This is a genomic window from Nocardia sp. NPDC059154, from assembly GCF_042755705.1.
GTDB lineage: Bacteria > Actinomycetota > Actinomycetes > Mycobacteriales > Mycobacteriaceae > Nocardia.
In genome coordinates, this window is record NZ_JBHZCS010000011.1 from 56,118 (window position 1) to 72,887 (window position 16,770).

Annotated in this window: 20 protein-coding genes; 4 read left to right on the forward strand and 16 right to left on the reverse strand. The window is 67.8% G+C overall.

From position 1 onward, the window contains the following. Window positions 1–10: 10 nt before the first annotated feature. The 4 genes from ACFXN1_RS12470 to ACFXN1_RS12485 all read right to left on the reverse strand — a co-directional run bounded on the left by ACFXN1_RS12470 (window position 11) and on the right by ACFXN1_RS12485 (window position 3,202). A complete protein-coding gene (locus ACFXN1_RS12470; RefSeq protein ID WP_379437488.1) occupies window positions 11–172 on the reverse strand; it encodes a hypothetical protein in 162 nt (53 codons plus the stop codon). 4 nt (window positions 173–176) lie between these two features. After that, on the reverse strand, window positions 177–1,037 hold the full coding sequence (locus tag ACFXN1_RS12475; RefSeq protein WP_379379265.1) for a mechanosensitive ion channel family protein: 861 nt from the start codon (window positions 1,035–1,037) through the stop codon (window positions 177–179). 3 nt (window positions 1,038–1,040) lie between these two features. Then, window positions 1,041–2,162 carry a peptide chain release factor 2 gene (prfB, locus tag ACFXN1_RS12480; RefSeq protein ID WP_364608567.1) on the reverse strand — a complete coding sequence of 374 codons (1,122 nt, stop codon included), beginning with the start codon at window positions 2,160–2,162 and terminating at the stop codon, window positions 1,041–1,043. Window positions 2,163–2,344: 182 nt separating this feature from the next. After that, complete coding sequence (locus tag ACFXN1_RS12485) at window positions 2,345–3,202, reverse strand: helix-turn-helix transcriptional regulator (protein ID WP_354840551.1); 858 nt, start codon at window positions 3,200–3,202, stop codon at window positions 2,345–2,347. Window positions 3,203–3,346: 144 nt separating this feature from the next. Here ACFXN1_RS12485 and ACFXN1_RS12490 point away from each other — a divergent pair, with 144 nt between their 5' ends. Further along, window positions 3,347–3,943, forward strand: a complete 597-nt coding sequence (locus ACFXN1_RS12490) for an NADPH-dependent FMN reductase (RefSeq protein WP_379401746.1) — start codon at window positions 3,347–3,349, stop codon at window positions 3,941–3,943. Between the two features lie 118 nt (window positions 3,944–4,061). Continuing rightward, the gene (gene hisN, locus ACFXN1_RS12495; RefSeq protein ID WP_354840545.1) at window positions 4,062–4,847 is read left to right on the forward strand and encodes a histidinol-phosphatase; all 786 of its coding nucleotides are present in this window, start codon (window positions 4,062–4,064) and stop codon (window positions 4,845–4,847) included. Between the two features lie 21 nt (window positions 4,848–4,868). Here the strand turns inward: hisN and ACFXN1_RS12500 are convergent, their stop codons facing one another. Together ACFXN1_RS12500 and ACFXN1_RS12505 are read right to left on the reverse strand one after the other, a co-directional pair. Continuing rightward, on the reverse strand, window positions 4,869–6,332 hold the full coding sequence (locus ACFXN1_RS12500) for an ArnT family glycosyltransferase (protein ID WP_379437490.1): 1,464 nt from the start codon (window positions 6,330–6,332) through the stop codon (window positions 4,869–4,871). A 119-nt stretch (window positions 6,333–6,451) separates the two neighbouring features. Next, entirely contained in the window at window positions 6,452–6,712 is a 261-nt protein-coding gene (locus tag ACFXN1_RS12505) for a hypothetical protein (protein WP_379379274.1), read from the reverse strand. A 234-nt stretch (window positions 6,713–6,946) separates the two neighbouring features. On the opposite strand from ACFXN1_RS12505, the gene ACFXN1_RS12510 reads away from it, so the two are divergent. Together ACFXN1_RS12510 and ACFXN1_RS12515 are read left to right on the forward strand one after the other, a co-directional pair. Beyond that, entirely contained in the window at window positions 6,947–8,335 is a 1,389-nt protein-coding gene (locus ACFXN1_RS12510) for an acyl-CoA dehydrogenase family protein (RefSeq protein ID WP_379379276.1), read from the forward strand. Window positions 8,336–8,413: 78 nt separating this feature from the next. After that, window positions 8,414–9,664: an acyl-CoA dehydrogenase family protein gene (locus tag ACFXN1_RS12515; RefSeq protein WP_379437491.1), complete on the forward strand. Its 1,251-nt coding sequence runs from the start codon at window positions 8,414–8,416 to the stop codon at window positions 9,662–9,664. 93 nt (window positions 9,665–9,757) lie between these two features. Here ACFXN1_RS12515 and ACFXN1_RS12520 read toward each other — a convergent pair whose 3' ends face one another. The 10 genes from ACFXN1_RS12520 to ACFXN1_RS12565 are packed head-to-tail and all read right to left on the reverse strand — an operon-like array spanning window position 9,758 to window position 16,756. Beyond that, window positions 9,758–11,011, reverse strand: coding sequence for a tyrosine-type recombinase/integrase (locus ACFXN1_RS12520; RefSeq protein ID WP_379437493.1), 1,254 nt, complete (start codon window positions 11,009–11,011; stop codon window positions 9,758–9,760). A 1-nt stretch (window position 11,012) separates the two neighbouring features. Next, window positions 11,013–11,201: a helix-turn-helix transcriptional regulator gene (locus ACFXN1_RS12525; protein ID WP_379437494.1), complete on the reverse strand. Its 189-nt coding sequence runs from the start codon at window positions 11,199–11,201 to the stop codon at window positions 11,013–11,015. Between the two features lie 15 nt (window positions 11,202–11,216). After that, the gene (locus ACFXN1_RS12530) at window positions 11,217–12,908 is read right to left on the reverse strand and encodes a replication initiator (RefSeq protein ID WP_379437496.1); all 1,692 of its coding nucleotides are present in this window, start codon (window positions 12,906–12,908) and stop codon (window positions 11,217–11,219) included. Then, entirely contained in the window at window positions 12,908–13,570 is a 663-nt protein-coding gene (locus ACFXN1_RS12535; RefSeq protein WP_379437497.1) for a hypothetical protein, read from the reverse strand. Before ACFXN1_RS12535 ends, ACFXN1_RS12530 begins: the two co-directional genes overlap by 1 nt. Next, window positions 13,567–13,746: a hypothetical protein gene (locus ACFXN1_RS12540; protein ID WP_379437499.1), complete on the reverse strand. Its 180-nt coding sequence runs from the start codon at window positions 13,744–13,746 to the stop codon at window positions 13,567–13,569. Before ACFXN1_RS12540 ends, ACFXN1_RS12535 begins: the two co-directional genes overlap by 4 nt. After that, window positions 13,743–14,480 (reverse strand): DNA methylase, encoded by a 738-nt coding sequence (locus ACFXN1_RS12545; RefSeq protein WP_379437500.1) that lies wholly within the window; start codon window positions 14,478–14,480, stop codon window positions 13,743–13,745. Before ACFXN1_RS12545 ends, ACFXN1_RS12540 begins: the two co-directional genes overlap by 4 nt. Then, complete coding sequence (locus ACFXN1_RS12550) at window positions 14,477–14,644, reverse strand: hypothetical protein (protein ID WP_379437502.1); 168 nt, start codon at window positions 14,642–14,644, stop codon at window positions 14,477–14,479. Before ACFXN1_RS12550 ends, ACFXN1_RS12545 begins: the two co-directional genes overlap by 4 nt. Beyond that, the gene (locus ACFXN1_RS12555) at window positions 14,641–14,826 is read right to left on the reverse strand and encodes a hypothetical protein (RefSeq protein ID WP_379437503.1); all 186 of its coding nucleotides are present in this window, start codon (window positions 14,824–14,826) and stop codon (window positions 14,641–14,643) included. Before ACFXN1_RS12555 ends, ACFXN1_RS12550 begins: the two co-directional genes overlap by 4 nt. After that, window positions 14,823–16,133 carry an FtsK/SpoIIIE domain-containing protein gene (locus tag ACFXN1_RS12560; RefSeq protein ID WP_379437505.1) on the reverse strand — a complete coding sequence of 437 codons (1,311 nt, stop codon included), beginning with the start codon at window positions 16,131–16,133 and terminating at the stop codon, window positions 14,823–14,825. The genes ACFXN1_RS12555 and ACFXN1_RS12560 overlap by 4 nt, the downstream gene beginning before the upstream one ends. Further along, window positions 16,133–16,756 carry a DUF2637 domain-containing protein gene (locus ACFXN1_RS12565; protein WP_379437506.1) on the reverse strand — a complete coding sequence of 208 codons (624 nt, stop codon included), beginning with the start codon at window positions 16,754–16,756 and terminating at the stop codon, window positions 16,133–16,135. Before ACFXN1_RS12565 ends, ACFXN1_RS12560 begins: the two co-directional genes overlap by 1 nt. Window positions 16,757–16,770: the final 14 nt, after the last annotated feature.

The window sequence follows — 16,770 nt, forward strand, 5'->3', positions numbered from 1 at the left end:
GGACTCGGGCTCAGCGGCCCGCGTGCTCGGAAGGGTTTGGCAGATAGTTGCTGAGCATGGTGTTCACGATCGGCGGGGTGCTGTTGGTCTCGTGTTGGGTGGGCTTGACGAAGACATACAGAACGAATGTTGCTACCCACACGGCCATCAGGATCGCCGTGGACTTACGCATTCTCTTAATCAGCACCGACACTGAGACCCTCCCGGCGCAACGCGGCGGCGACCCGCACCCGCAGCTCGCGCCCGACTTCGAACTGTTTGCCCGGCAGCGTCCGGGCCACCATCTTGATGTTCATCTGGTTGACGGTGAGATCTTCGACACCCATGACGGTCGGCTCGTCCAGCAGCAGTGCTTTGAGCTTGCGATCGGCGAAGGCCTTGGCCCCCACCTCGCGCAGGATCTCGTTGACCTTGTTGATGTCGGCGGTGGCGGGAACGGGCACGTCGATGGCGGCACGCGCCCAATCCTTCGACAGGTTGGTCACTTTCACGATCTGACCGTTCGGGACGGTTATCACTTCGCCGTCGGCGCTACGCAGCGTCGTGATGCGCAGCGTGACGTCCTCGACCGTACCCTCGGCCTCGGTCGAATTGCCAGTGACCGCGATGCGCACGACATCGCCGAAGCCGTACTGCCTTTCGGTGATCAGGAAGAATCCGGCGAGCAGGTCCTGCACGATCCGCTGCGCCCCGAAACCCAGGGCGGCGCCGAGCACCGCGGCCGGGGCGACCAGTCCGCCGAGCTCGAAACCCAAGCGCCGCAAGACTTCCAGCGACACCAGGAAGTAGACGATGGACAGCACCACCCAGGTGATGACCTGCGCCAGCGCATGCCGGTGCTTGGCCGCCTCGGACCGCACCAGCGAATCGCTGCTGCGGAAGCCGGCGTCGATCTTGCGAGTGATGCGGTCGCGCACGAAGGTCGCGGCGCGACTGAACAACATGGCGCCGACGACCAGCAGCACGATCTCGAGACCGCTGGACCGCAGCCAGTTCCCGAAATCGGCTCCGGTGCCCGCGGCGAGAATCGAACTCATGCCCTACCCCTGGGTCGCCTGCTCCCGCATGCGCCATCGGATGCCGGATTCGATGAAAGCATCGATGTCGCCGTCGAGCACGGCGGAGGGGTTGTTGACCTCGTAACCGGTGCGGAGATCCTTGACCATCTGGTACGGGTGCAGCACGTAGGAGCGCATCTGGTTACCCCAGGACGCGCCCTCGTTGGTCTTGAGCGCGTCCATCTGGGCGCGTTCTTCCTGGCGCTTGCGTTCGAGCAGCTTGGCCTGCAGCACCCGCATGGCCGAAATCTTGTTCTGCAGCTGCGATTTCTCGTTCTGACAGGTGACGACGATGCCGGTCGGGATGTGGGTGAGGCGAACCGCCGAGTCGGTGGTGTTGACCGACTGGCCGCCGGGGCCGGACGAACGGTAGACGTCGACCCGGACCTCGTTCTCGGGAATCTCGATGTGGTCGGTGGTCTCGACCACCGGCAGCACCTCGACCTCGGCGAAGGAGGTCTGGCGGCGGCCCTGGTTGTCGAACGGGCTGATGCGGACCAGGCGGTGCGTGCCCATTTCCACCGACAGCGTGCCGTAGGCGTAGGGCGTCTTGACCGCGAAGGTCGCCGACTTGATGCCCGCCTCCTCCGCATACGAGGTGTCGTAGATCTCGACCGCGTACTTGTGGCCCTCGGCCCAGCGCACGTACATGCGCATGAGCATCTGCGCCCAGTCCGCGGCGTCCACGCCGCCCGCGCCGGAGCGAATGTTGACCAGCGCCTCACGCTTGTCGTACTCGCCCGAGAGCAGGGTCCGGACCTCCATGGCCTCGACATCGGCGTGCAGGCTGGCCCGCTCCGAATCGGCGTCGGCGAGCGCGGCCGTGCGATCTGCACCCTCTTCCGCCTCGGCGAGCTCGTAGAGCACGGGCAGATCCTCGAGCCGCTGGCGGAGGTCGCGCACCCGGCGCATTTCACTCTGTGCGTGGGAGAGCTGACTGGTCACGCTCTGCGCGTGTTCCTGGTTGTTCCACAGCTCCGGGTCGGCCGCCTGCTGCTCCAGCTCGTCGATGCGGCGAGCCAGCTCGTCGATGTCGAGCACCGACTCGATGGTCTTCAGAGTCGTGTCGAGTTCGGCCAGATCAGCGGAGACGTCAGGATGCACGATGTTCAAGGCTACCCCGCCTCCCCGAGCCTTCAGCGGACGGCCAAGTGCCGTAGTCACTTAGGCACCCGTGCCGGCGGTTGGGAGCCAACCCGATTTTGGACGTACCCCCGACCGTTGCGAAATCAGTGGTCACCTCTCGAACGGGACAAGAACCCGCCACCAGGCACTATTCCGACAAATCACCCGGCGACGGCGCGCAGTCCGCCTGGGCGGCGGCCGACGAGGCGGTCCAGGGCCGTGGCGGTGGCGTCGTCGGCCGGGAGATAGACCATGAGGAATTGGTCGTCGTCGGCGGAGAGGTTCAGGGTTTCGTAGGCCAGGCGCAGGGGACCCGCCTCGGGGTGGGTGAGGCGGCCGACGCCATTGGTGTCGGGAAGGCCGGGGAGGGTGTCGAGGCGGCGGGTGAATTCGGGGCCGACGGTGGCGGCCAGTTCGTCCATGAGGGCATCGACGTGGGGATCGGCGCGGCCGGGGCCCTGTTTGAGGGTGGCGACCACCTTGTCGGCCTTGTGTTCCCAGTCCGGGTAGGCGTCGCGGGCGCGCGGGTCGGACAGGACGTAGCGGGCGTAGCTGCCGGGCAGACCGCCGTCGAGCAGGCCGATCGGGCCGAACAGCGCTCGGTAGCCGTCGGTCACCGCGAGGATCTCGCTGAGCCGGTTCATGATGGCCGCGGGCGCGGGTTCGAGTTGATCCAGCATGGCCTGCACGGCCGGGCGGATGCGGCGGTTGGGCCCGGAACCGCCGCGGCAGTTGAAGTTCGGATCCCCGGCCTTGGCGAAATTGAGCAGGTGCACCCGTTGCGCCGGGGTCAATCGCAGCGCGTCCGCCAACGCGATCAGCACGGGCGCGGACGGGTGCCGGTCGCGGCCCTGCTCCAGCCGGGTCAGGTACTCGACGGAAACTCCTGCGAGTGTGGCCAATTCGGCGCGGCGCAGACCGGGCGTGCGGCGGCGCGGCCCCGTCGGCAGGCCCACTTCGGCGGGCGTGACCGCCTCCCGGCGTAGCCGCAGGAACAGGCCCAGCTCGTTCTCACTCACGTATTCGACGCTAGCAACGGGCGCGATTCTTATCGTGTCCCTGCCACTACCACCCTCAGCGTGGTCTCCCTAGCGCTCGGCCGGGCTCGCAGAGTTGATCCCGAGCGGCCGACCGGCCGCGGCGAATCTCGAAGGAGACCCACAATGACCAGCACTCCCCTGCGCCTCGCGGTGATCATCGGCAGCGTCCGCGAGGGCCGCTTCGGACCGGTGGTGGCGAACTGGTTCGCCGAGCGAGCCCGCGCCCACGGCGAGTTCGAGGTGGATGTCATCGACCTGGCCGACTACCCGCTGCCGCACGCCCTGCCCGCCGTCTCGCCGCTCATGGACCCGAACCCGGTGCGCCCCGGCAATACCGCCGAGCTGGCCGAGCGACTGGCCGGCGCCGACGCCTTCGTAGTCGTCACGCCCGATATCAACCGCAGCTTCCCGGCCTCGCTGAAGACCGCGATCGATTGGCACTTCACGCAGTGGGATCGCAAAACGGTCGGATTCGTCGGCTACGGCGGCAGCACCGGCGGCCTGCTCGCCATCGAGTCCCTGCGCACGGTCTTCAACGAACTCAACGCCCACACCGTCCGCTCCACCGTCACCTTCCCCCGCTACTTCCTGCACTTCGCCCCCGACGGCACCCTCCCCGACCCCACCGAATTCGACGACTCCGCCACCCACCTCCTCGAGCAACTCCACTGGTGGGCAACCGCCCTCACCGCGGCCCGTACCGCCGCCGTCCCCGCGTGATCGGCGGGTGGCACACCGGCGAGCACGAAAACGGGCAATTCACCTCACCGGTGTGCCACTCGGGTGTTCGGGACGTGGGCCACCACTTGTTAACGGGGGAGGACTAACGTGCTGGGTCGTGACCGGATACTCCGCTGACCTGGAACTCGCGCTGAAGCTGGCCGACGCGGCCGATGGGATCACCCGTGAGCGGTTCGGGGCGCTCGATTTGAAGATCGATTCCAAGCCGGATCTGACGCCGGTGTCGGATGCGGATCTGGCGGTCGAGCGGACGCTGCGGGAGATCCTCGCCGTCGAGCGGCCGGGGGACCTGGTGCTCGGTGAGGAGTTCGGCGGGGACGTCGAATTCAGCGGCCGGCAGTGGGTCATCGACCCGATCGACGGGACCAAGAACTTCGTGCGCGGGGTGCCGGTGTGGGCATCGCTCATCTCGCTGCTCGAGGACGGCGTGCCGGTGGTGGGCGTGGTCAGCGCGCCGGCGCTGGCGCGACGCTGGTGGGCGGCAACCGGTCACGGCGCGTGGAGCAGCTTCGAGCAGGGTGAGCCTCGGGCCATCTCGGTGTCGGCGATCGCCGAACTGGGTGCGGCCAGCCTCGCGATCTCCAGCCTGTCGGGCTGGCGGGCAATCGGGCGGCGGGCCAAGCTCATCGCGCTCACCGACGAGGTGTGGCGGGTGCGCGGGTACGGCGACTTCTTCGGGTACACGCTGCTGGCCGAGGGCGCGGTCGACATCGTCACCGAACCCGAACTGTCGCTGTGGGATATGGCGGCGCTGGACATTCTCATTCGCGAGGCGGGCGGCACCTTCACGGCGCTGGACGGCAAGCCGGGGCCGCACGGCGGGAGCGCGGTGGCGACCAATTCGCATCTGCAGGACCAGGTGCTGGCGGCCCTGCAGGCCTGATCCGGGCCGGAGGTCCGAGCCTCAGCCGAGTTGCCGCATGGCGGGCCACATCTCGGACCAGGGGCGGCGGGGCGTGCGGCACAGGATGATCGCGCGCCCCTGCTCGAGATTGCGGATGTTCAGGCCATTGTCCAAGTGCCCCAATGGTTCCGGGTCCACACAGAAGCGGCTCACCCGGTCGGCGGGCATGCCGAGGACGAGCACCTCGTGCGCGCCCGGCGGCGGGCCCCACCACCAGTACGCGTTGTGCACGCTGTGCGGGGTCGGCAGGTTGTAGCGTCCGCCGAAGTGTTCGAGGGCGGCGGCCTCACCGTAGTTGGCGGTGAGCAGGTCGGCGCCGGGCGCGGAATGCGCTCGGACATCGGCGATCTGCGCGGTGAACTGCGGCCAGCCGACGGTCTCCCCCGCCTCCTTGTTGATCGCGAGCAGAGCCGACGGCTCCCGGAGGGCGGACATCGGGAGCACGGGCAGGAAGACCGCCGCCGAGAACACCGCATTCAGCGCGATGACGAAAGTCAGTGCGGCGAGCCGTATCCGATGCCCGCTCAGCCGCGGCTCCAGTCCGACGGCGCCCGCGGCCACCAGCAGCGGATACATCCCGCCGAGGTAGTACGCCTTGCCGACCATGACCAGGTAGCCGGCGAACAACATCGCGTAGGCGACGGCGAAGGCCCGGTAGCGCCGCCACAGCCACCACAGGCCGAATGTCCACAGCGGCACCAGCAGCACGCCGATCAGCCCGAATTGCAGGAGCACGAACCCGATTCGCGAATTCGAGCTGCCCGAGGAGCCGCCCGCGATGGCCCGGCTCAGCGCCCACTGCGGCCAGCCGTTGCGTGCCTGCCACACCGCATAGGGCGCGCTGATCACCGCCGCGATCCCGACGGCGAGCGCGAAATACCTGGTGGCGAACACTTCTCGCGGTCCGACCAGGAGCAGTGAGAAGGCCAGCGCGGCAAGGGGAACCACGATCAGGGCCTTGTTCTGCACCCCGATTCCGGCCAGCGCGCCGATCACGAGCCACCATCGCGGGTCGGCGTCGGGCCGCAGCAGATGCAGGACCAGCAGTATCAATACCGACCACACCGCGAGATCGATGTCCGCCGTACCGAGGGTGTGCCCGGCGCCGGCCACCACGGCCGCCGACGCCATGGTCCCGGCCGCGACCGCCTGCGCCACCCGGCCGCCGCCGAGTTCGCGGGCGGCGAGTCCGGCGCAGATCACCACGGTGGTGGCCGCGAGCGTCGCCGGAAGACGCAGCAGCAGTACGGAATTCGGATCGATGGCCGACATCGCGCGGGCCAGCAGCGGCACCAGCGGCGGCTGATCGGGATAGCCCCAGTCCAATCGCCGTCCCGCGGCCAGAAAGTAGAGCTCATCGCGGTGGTACCCGTACCGTCCGGAGAGCACGGTGAGCAGCACCGCGAAAGTTCCGGCTATCCAGTACGTTTCGCCACCCGAGGCGTTGACCGGCCGTTCGCGCATCCCCCGTATCGTCGCATCTCCGGGCCACCGGTGCTGGGGGGTACCCGGCGCGGGCTGCGGTCCCGCCACCGGGCGCGTTGCTACGCTCTAACTATTCAGCGTCGCTACGCCGTTGTCTCTCAGCCGAGCGGGACGCAGACCGAGCCGAAGTCGAGGAACGGGCCGCCGGGGGCAGCGGAGCCCACACCGACCGAACCGAGTCCGAGCTCGGTGCCGACGCCGCTGATGCAGCCACCCGTGCCGGATCCGGTGCCCAGGCCGACACCGGAGCCGGTGATGCCCACATCGACCGGCTGCAGCTGCACGTCGGCGCTGGCATTGGGGGCGGCGAGAAAGAGACCGGCGGCAATGATGCCCGCCGTTCCGAGCGCAATCTTCATATGTACGAACCTCCATCAGGAGCGGGTTATGCGCCGACACCCTAGCCCACCTCGGGCGCGTCTGAAGCGTATTTGTTTCACTAGATCCGAGTGATACCGGTCGGTAAGTTCGAACGACCGCCCTGACCTGCCGATTCGACAATCCTCGACGCCAGTTCTTACTCTGAAGTAAGATAGTCTTACTCAGGAGTAAGATTGCTGGGCAGGATCACCCACCTCCTCGATAGAAAACTGGTGATTATGAGCACTCGAGACACCGCAACGAAGCGGGATACCTCCGCCGTTGGCCTCAACCCGGTCAAACGCGACTGGATGGGCGCGGCGATGCGGGTCATGACGACCATCACGGGATCGGAGCTGGCGGAGAAGTACAAGCTGCGCAAGCCGATCGAACGAATCACCTACGAGGGCACCAAGACCGGGTTCCGCACCCTCGGCGCGGCGACCCGGGTGTTCGAGAAGGTCGCCGGCGGTGGCGCTCCGAAGCGGCTGCCCGCCAACGAGTCTCGCAAGAAGGACTACTTCGACCTCACCCCGACCGACGAGCAGCAGATGATCGTCGAGACGGTGCGCGACTTCGCCGGCGAGATCCTGCGACCGGCCGCGTACGAGGCCGACAATTCCGCCAAGGCCCCGCGCGACCTGCTCGAGCGCGCCGCCGAGCTGGGCATCACCCTGATCAACGTGCCCGAGGAGCTCGAGGGCGCGGCGTCCGAGCGGGGTGCGGTCACCAATTCGCTGGTGGCCGAGGCGCTTTCGTACGGCGACATGGGCCTGGCGCTGCCGATCCTGGCGCCGAGCGGTGTCGCGATCGCGCTGTCGCAGTGGGGTACCGACGCGCAGCAGCAGACCTACCTGGGCGCCTTCACGGGTGAGAACGTGCCGCAGGCCTCGGTCGTCGTCGCCGAGCCGCAGGCCCTGTTCGATCCGTTCGCGCTGCGGACCAAGGCCACCCGCTCCCCCAGCGGTTTCCGCCTCAACGGCGTGAAGACCCTGGTCCCGGCCGCGGGTGACGCCGAGCTGTTCATCGTCGCCGCCGAGCTGGACGGCCGCCCCACCTTCTTCATCGTCGAGTCCGACACCGACGGTGTGGTGATCGAGGCGGACCCGAGCATGGGTATGCGCGCCGCGGGCCTGGGCCGGCTGGTGCTGAACAATGTGGCCGTGCCCGCCACCGCCCTGCTGGGCGACTCGGAGGGCGCACAGCGCGCCGAGGAGTACGCCGACGCCGTGCGGCTGGCCCGGCTGGGCTGGGCCTCGCTGGCCATCGGCACCGGTCAGGCCGTGCTGGATTACGTGATTCCGTACGTGAAGGAGCGTGAGGCGTTCGGTGAGCCGATCGCGCACCGCCAGGCGGTCGCGTTCATGGTCGCCAATATGGCGATCGAGCTGGACGGTCTTCGGCTCGTGACGCTGCGGGGTGCGTCGCGCGCGGAGCAGGGGCTGTCCTTCGCCCGCGAGGCCGCGCTGGCCAAGAAGCTGGCCACCGACAAGGGCATGCAGATCGGGCTCGACGGCGTGCAGCTGCTCGGCGGCCACGGTTTCACCAAGGAGCACCCGGTCGAGCGCTGGTACCGCGATCTGCGCGGCGTCGGCGTGGCCGAAGGCATCGTCCTCATCTGAGCCCGCCTCGTCCCCGCCGCCACCCTCAATCGAGACGCTGCGCGTCGCGGGGCTGAACCTCAACGGAGAGACCACCTCATGATCAATCTCGAACTCCCCAAGAAGCTGCGGGCCAGCGCCAACCAGGCCCACCAGGTCGCGCAGGAGATCTTCCGTCCCGCGTCGCGCAAGTACGACCTGGCCGAGCACGAATACCCGGTCGAGCTGGACACCATGGCCGCCATGGTCGAGGGCCTGTCCGACTCCGGCTCGGCCGACGTCTCCGGCGCCACCGGTGGCCGCAAGGCCGGCGACAAGACCGAGGGCGCCGGGTCCACCAAGGACGCGCACGCCACCGAGCTGCTCGGAAACACCAACGGCGGCAATATGTCCGCGCTGATGAACGCGCTGGAGACCTCGTGGGGCGATGTCGGCCTCATGCTGTCGATCCCCTACCAGGGTCTCGGCAACGCCGCCATCGCGGCGGTCGCCACCGATGAGCAGCTGTCGCGTTTCGGCAAGGTGTGGGCCGCCATGGCCATCACCGAGCCGTCCTTCGGCTCCGACTCCGCGGCCGTGTCCACCACCGCGGTGCTCGACGGCGACGAGTGGGTGCTCAACGGCACCAAGATCTTCGTGACCGCCGGTTCGCGCGCCACCCACATCGTGGTGTGGGCGACCGTCGACAAGTCGCTGGGCCGCGCGGCCATCAAGTCGTTCGTGGTGCCGCGGGATGCCAAGGGCCTCACCGTGTCCCGCCTCGAGCACAAGCTGGGCATCAAGGCCTCCGACACCGCCGAGCTCCGCCTCGAGGACTGCCGCATCCCCAAGGACAACATCCTGGGCTCGCCGGAAGTCAATGTGGAGAAGGGTTTCGCGGGCGTCATGCAGACGTTCGACAACACCCGCCCGCTGGTCGCCGGCATGGCAGTCGGCGTGGGCCGCGCCGCCCTCGAGGAGCTCCGCACCGTCCTCACCGACGCGGGCATCGAGATCTCCTACGACAAGCCGGCCAACAACCAGCACGCCGCCGCCGCGGAGTTCCTCCGCCTGGAGGCCGACTGGGAAGCCGCCTACCTGCTGTCGCTGCGCGCCGCGTGGATGGCCGACAACAAGAAGCCCAACTCCCTCGAGGCTTCCATGTCCAAGGCCAAGGCCGGCCGCATGGGCACCGACGTCACCCTCAAGGCCGTCGAACTCGCCGGCACCACGGGTTACTCCCAGCGCACCCTCCTGGAGAAGTGGGCCCGCGACTCGAAGATCCTCGACATCTTCGAAGGCACCCAGCAGATCCAGCAGCTGATCGTGGCTCGCCGCGTCCTCGGACTGGGCAGCGACAAGCTGAAGTAAGTTCTGGCACAACGGAAAACCGGTGCTGACAGACTTCCTGTCTCGCACCGGTTTTCTCGTCTCCGGGTAATCCACCTCGATCGTTTCCGTCTCTCAGGCCGCCGTCAGGCCGTCGTCGAGCAGTTCCCACGCAGAGGCCGCCGTGTCCACGGCGAGGCGTGCCCGTTCGTGGCTGTCGTCGAGCAGATGGACGTAGGTGCGGAGCGTGAACCCCGGGTCTGCATGTCCGAGGTACTCCGCGAGCTCCTTGATCGATACCCCGCGCGCCAGCAAAGTCGAGGCATACAGATGCCGGAGCGCGTGCATGCCGTCGATTCGCTTGCGGTACTCCAGCCCCGCCCTGCCGAACGCCGGGAACCATGCGACCTTGCTGAATAGGTCTCCGCTGAAGGGTTCGCCGGCCGGGTTGGTGATGAGGATTCGAACCGTCACCTGTTCGCCGTCCGCGCTCCCCCACGGCAGGGTGACCCGCAACGACGGGAATTCCTCGACGTAGCTGTCGATGTCGGTCAGGGTTGCCCGCGAGAGCGGCACAAATCGCGTCTTTCCGCCCTTGGGCAGGGCGAACATCAGTACGCCGTCGACCAGCTTCACCTGGCGCTGAACATGCACCACCATGCCGTCTCGGTCGATATCCTGCTCGGGCGAGAACGCCAAGATCTCACTCTGTCGACAGCCCAGGCCGGCTCCCATCGGTGCGGCGATCCGGTACCGCCTGTGCAATCCCCCTCGGATCTGCCGCACCCGTTCGTCCTGCCAGATCACGACCTTCGGACTCTTCTTCACCGGTCGTCGGACCGACTTGGCCTTGCACGGGTTCTCGCGGATCAGCTTGTCGTCCACTGCCGAGTCGAAAATGCCCGACACGATGTCGAACAGCACGGCCTTGTAGTTCTCGGAGTACTTCCGCACGTCTAGCCCGTCGACCCAGTCCCGAATCTTCGCCGGACCGATCCACCCCATCGACAGGTCGCCGAAGGTGGGATAGATCCTCGATTCCAGCCGTCTCCGTAGCGCCAGCCTGGTTGCCGGGTCCGGCGATTGAGCCTTGACCCAGCTCTCGCCCTGCTGCCGGAAGGTCTTCCGCGCGGCACGAGGGTCGATGTACTTGCCCTCGCGCTTGTCCGACTCGACTTCGATCAGGAAGTCATCGGCGCGCTTCTTCTGCTTGTCGGGGAACGACTTCGACCGCTCGTCGCCCTCGGGGTTGATGTAGCGCACCCGGTACCGGAGTCCCTTGCCGTACAGCTCTGTTGGCTCCATGACCGGCTTACCGCGGCCGTTGAGAATGACCTTGTCGTCGCCATCCCGCTTTGGCCGGTACCAGCGATCTTCCACGTGACCCATGTCAGGCTGCCTCGAAATCCAGTGCAGCGAAGGCTTTCACCCTGGTCGGGTGGTAGCGCAGCCGTCGACCGATCACCGTCACGGGCGGCCCTTGGCCGAGCCATTTCCACTGGTAGAGCGTCTTGACCGAAACCCCCAGGTAGTAGGCCGTCTCGTCCACCGTCCACAGGCGGTTGTCCGGCAGCTCCATGGATCTCACCTCCCGTCACGCTGCTTGCTCCGTTGCCGAACTGTCCGAGGGGTCCGGCGGTTCGGCTGCCAGTTGGGCTTTGAGGTATTCCGCGCGCCAGGCCGTACGCTTGGCGATCACGGCGAGGATCAGGTGTTCGCGGAGCGGGCGTTCCCAGTCACCCGGTTGCACGGGCCGCATCTGCAAGCGGCTGGTGTCGGGCTTGAGAATTCCGACTCTGGCGAGCAGTTGCCGAACGAATTCCGCGCGGTCGGCTCGGTGGTCCGGGAGGGTCTTGCCGGTCCAGCGGCGCGAGACCAGCACTCGTCGGCCGGGCAGTCCGAGGGTTTCGCGGCGGTGGGCCTTGCCCTTGCAGTGGCCGGGCACGGTCTTGTCCGAGACGCTGCGGGGGACGATGCCGTAGCGCAGCCACACCGGGCACTTGGGCGAGCACGGAGTGAGCGTCAGTTCATGGTGGAGCCGGTCGTAGTGGGCGCGGACGCGGGCCGAGTCCGAGTCCAGCACCTCGCCAATGGATTTGGTCAGGTACTTGGTGACGTAGCGGATCGTCCTGTTGGCCTCGGTGCCGGCAACGACGCCCTGAATGTGGCGGGGATCGACCTGGGCGCCGAAGCGGATGGTGTGGGCCGGCTCGAACTCGTCCACCTCGCCGATCACGTCCAACGCGTCGTCGATCGACGGCAGGACGCGGCCGGTCCGCGGATCGGTGAAGGTGACCCCGTTCCAGACCGGCATCCGGTCGTCGTCGTACTCGGGCCGGTCAAAGTGCGGCCACCACACCTGGTGATAGGTGGCCTCGGTCACCAGCCGGATCAGCTTGCGCGACACCGGGGTCCGCAGCAGCACGTGCAGGTGCGGGGCACCGCGCTTCTGCGGTTCCACGACCGCGAAGTACTGGATGTCGTAGCCGACCACGCGGCGCAGGTTCTGAATCCAGCGATCGAACAGCGCTGAGAAGTGGACGATGTCGCGCGCCGCACGGGTGTAGTCGTAGGTCCGCGGGTCCCGCGGCGAACCGTCCGAGCAGACCTTGCCGTTGGCGTCGCGGGCACCGATACGGTTGATCAGGCCGTAGGAGGGCAGGGTCAAGGTGATGAACATGCCGGGCAGGTACTTGCCGCCGAGCACCTCGCCGATGGTGCGTTTGGTGACCTTGCGACGCGGCAGGTTCGGGGCATCCTGGCGGCGACGAGTCGAACGCTGCCGGCGAGGGTTGGCCACCGCGTCCGGATCGGGCAGGCGACCGCGGAGCCCGAGTTCGCGCAGTTCCTGGTCCAGGTCGGCGATCACGGCCCGGAATTCGCCGGCGGACTCGTCGTCCCCGTTGTCCTTGGCGGTGTGGTACTCGGTGAGCATGTCCGCGCGGGCGGTGAGGATCTGAAGTTGCCAGTCGGACGGGTCGGTGTTCGGGTCGACGGGTTCGTGGTCGAGGTGCCAGCCTTCGGTGCACTGCTGGATGCGCAGGGCGCGAGCGTTTTTCGCGCAGGCCGGGCACGCCGATTCCATGGTGGACTTGCAGGGCGCGCCCTCGTAGGTGGTCTTCCCGGTGTCCGGGTCGAACACGCGCATGGCGATCGGGCGTTTGCACACCTCGTATTTCTCGGCGGCGGCCTGGGCGATGTCGTGCAGATCCGGCAGCGCGCGGCGGGCAGCCGCGGTATCGGCATTTGGTGCCGGCGAGTCCGGGGTGTGGTCGTCGGTGCTCATCAGGCGGCGTCCTTCCGGGTCTTGCGGTGGTGGGGCAGGGTGCGCCAGGTGTCGGCGGGCAGGGCGATCGGTTCGGCGAGGGAATCGCCGTGGCGGAACACCAGTTCCACGAGGGCGGGGCCGGCGTCGATGGCGCGGCATTCGGTGGCGCCGAAGGCGTGGGCCAGGCGCACGACGCGGGTGTGGTAGTCCTCGGGTGACTGGCCGGGCAGCATCCGCACCCGTGCCCGGTCGATGTGGTCGCCGATGGTGACCGTGCGCAGCCGCGGGACGTAGAGGGCGTGGGCGTCGCCCTCGGTGAGCCCGCAGGCGGTGAGCATGCGTGCCCAGCGGCGGCGGTAGCGGAACCAGCGCAGGAACCGCACCCGCGACCGATCGATCACCCAGCGGCGGAACGACTTCGGCGACGTCGCCAGCCACAGGCCCAGACCGGCGAGCCCGACCACGGCCACCACGACGCCGGCGGGCCACCCGAGCAGGAACCCGGCTGCGAGGGCCGAACCGATCGGGATCGAGATCATGGGAAACAGCAGTGCCCACCAGAGCGTGACGAACACGGCCGTGAGCAGACCGACGATGAGATGCCCGAGCGCGGTGAGGACCAGGTCCATGGGATCGAATTCGCCGGAGGGGCGGGCATGACGGGTAGGCGTGCTGGTCATGGCTGGGTTCCTTCGGTGGGATCGAACAGCGACAGTTGGTCCTCGCAGGTCCAGGTGCGAGGAATGTCGCGGCCCGCGGCTTTGCGGCGACGCTTGGACTTGGCCACCTGATCGGCGGCGGCCTGGACGATCGGATTCACTTGCGGTGCAGAAGCTTTGCGGTCGGATGTGGTCATGCCGTCATCACCGCTTCCGGCGCGCCGAGGCGTGCGAGCAGGTGTGCGCCGAGCCAGGCGGTGTAGGCGGGTGGTATCGCTTCGGCCAGACTGCGGCGGTCGGCGGTCCAGTCGATGCCCATGGCGTTCTGCCAGTCCGATACCGAGCCTTTGCCGCCGCCGTTGCCGTAGACCGCGACGTACGGGCCGTCGAAGCGTTCACCGTGCCGGTAGCCAGCGACCCGGCCACGGTGGCGAGGATGGATCGGGCGAGGTGCCTTCCAGCCGCCCAGTTCGAACACCCGGTGGCGAATCACCCCGAGCCCGAACATTTCCCCGCAGAGCACGACATCGCGGCGCAGCTTCGCGCCCTGCACGTTCTCCATCACCCACGGCCGCCCGGACGCGATCAACGCGGCGCGCATGGCGGGGATGAGTTGCGGATACCGTTGCGCAAGTGCCTGATTCGTACCAGCGGTCAGGGTGCAGGAGCGTTGGCAGGGAGGAGAGGCGTGCACGGCATCGAAGTCGTGGGCGTGGGCGCTCAGGAACTCGATCGCGTCGGCACGGTGGAACTCGTACGGGTAGTCGGGCTGGTCGACGATGTCCACGCCCACGACTTCGAAGCCGGCACGGTCGTAGCCGACAGCAGCCCCGCCGGCGCAGCAGCACAGATCCAGCAGCCGCGGCCGGGACGAACCACGAGCAGGAATCGGGAACAGGTCCAAGGCTTCCTGGATACCGAGGCCGGTCATGCCGCCCACCGCCCGCCGTCGTAATCTACGGCCAGGCCGAGGGTGTCGTCGTCCTCGAAGGGGTCGGCGGCGGTGTGCAGCGGGTCGAAGCCCTGGCGTTCGAGCCAGAACCGCAGCGAGATCTGCGCGTCGAGGCCGCGTTCGTAGCGGTGGCGGGTGCTCATGATCGGGTCTCCTGTCCGACCGGGAGGGACAGTTCGGCGTAGACACGGACGCCGCCGTCCCGATTGCGGTAGGTGTGGTCGTCGACCGTGACGCGGAAGGCGTGCGAGCCGATCAGGTCCGCGAGAACCGCGGTGATATCACCCAGATCACCTGAAAGGCGCAGGCGCACAATGCTGTTCATGCCGCGGCTCCTGTCTCGTCGAAGCCGTCTTCGTCGCCGAGGTCGTCGGGGTCGAAGTCGCTGTAGTCCTCGGTGGGACCGGTGATTTCCGGTGCCGGCGAGTAGGCGTCCACGATCCGGTCGGCGGTGTAGTCGCTGATGTAGAAGGCGCGGACCCGCACGAACTCCGCGGTGCCGTCCTCGCCCACGTAGCCGACGCCGGGCGTCAATTCCGAGATCTCGTCGCAGCGGGCACCGCGGTCCTTCGCGCCCTGGCCGTGGACCATGGCGTTCTGGGTCGGCTCGTCCAGCCGCAGCCCGATCCGCACCGGGAACAACTGCCGGTTGGGCATCGTCTCCTTGGACGGGTCCTGCAAGGCGGCGATGACCGTGACTGCGGCGGCGCGGCCCTTGGACAGCAGGAGCCCGGTCAGGCGGCGGAATTCCTGTTGCTGGTCGCGGTCGGCATAGGACGAGAGCGAGGCGGCCTCGTCGATGATGATCAGGATCAGGGGTTCGTCCACGCTCGGGACGAGCTTGCGGATTCCTTCGGCGCGCATGCGGGCCAGACGTTCGTCCATCACCCCGACCGCCTCTTTGAGCATCGCGAGGATGGTGTCCGCGTCGGTGGTGAACCGCACGAACAGCCGGCCCTCACCGCGCCCGAACTCCGCACCGCCCTTCGGATCGGCCATCCACACATCCACCAAGCCGGCTTTGATGGCCCGGCCAAGGGCATTGAGAATCGACCACAGCACCGAGCCTTTCCCGGAGCCGGTCGCGCCGGCGAGCAGGATGTGGGCGTAGAGGATGCGCAGCAGCCACGGCAACCCGTCCTCCCGCACACCCACGTGGGCCGCTTCCAGGTCCACACCGTTGTGGACGACCGCCGGCGTCATTACCGGGGCGGCGAGGGTGTCGAACGCCCTCACCTGCAAGCGAATCCGAGCCGGCTCCGGCGAGGTCGCCAGCACCTGCGGAACCATGAGGTAGTGGGCCAGAGCATCGAGCATCTCCGGGTCGGTCCACGTCTTGGTGGACTGCCCGCACAGCAGCGTCCATTCCACCTCGATGCCGGTCTCGGTGTAGTCCCACCACTCCAGCCGCGGGAACCCGCGTTCCATCGCGCCGAGACCCAGCGTGACCAGCATGGACATGCGCCGAGCATTGTCGGCGAGAACCTCCACCGCCCTGGACAACTCGGCCGGCGCCGCAGCAATCAGCTGTTCGACGTCCGAAGGCTTACGGCCGCGGAGAATCCAGCCCGTGAACCCGAGCGCGGCCAGCGCAGGTACGGCGATCGAGACGATTGACGTGAGCGAGGACATCACGCACCCCCAACAGGTACTGAGATCGGAAGCATGGTTTGCAGTGGGAGCGCGGGCCGCAGCGGCTTTGCCACGGCCGGCGCAAGAACGGGTTTGGGTTGGGGAGTCGGAGCAGGAACCGGCGACGCTGCCGGTTCGACCGTGTCCACGCTGACCGGGTCCGACTCGATGGGTGCTTCTACGACCGCCTCAGCAACCGCTGCCGAAACACGGTGTGCTGCACGGAACAACAGCGCGAGCCCGTGGGTATCGGCGAGCAAACTTAGCGGCGCGATAGCGGCCACCAAGGCGCAAGCCCACGGGGGAAGCGACTTACCGGCGGCGACCGCGTGCAGGCTGTTGCCGGCGATCGAGACGATGGCACCGATGACCAGCACCCGCCGGAACCATTGCCGTTCCGTGGAATTCGCCAGCACCAGTGCGCCCACGGTGGCCTCGATGATGGTGCCGTCCACGATCATCGGGAACAGCCACGCATCCGAGGCCGGAATGTGGGCCAGTGTCGCCAGATCCCGCAGGGTGGCGAACGAGAGCCAGAAGGCGGCCATGCCCACGGCCACCGTGGTGGTGACCGCGAACAGGCGGGCCGCGACCATGGCACGGGACTTCTCGAAGGTGTCCATCACGCAACCCCCGC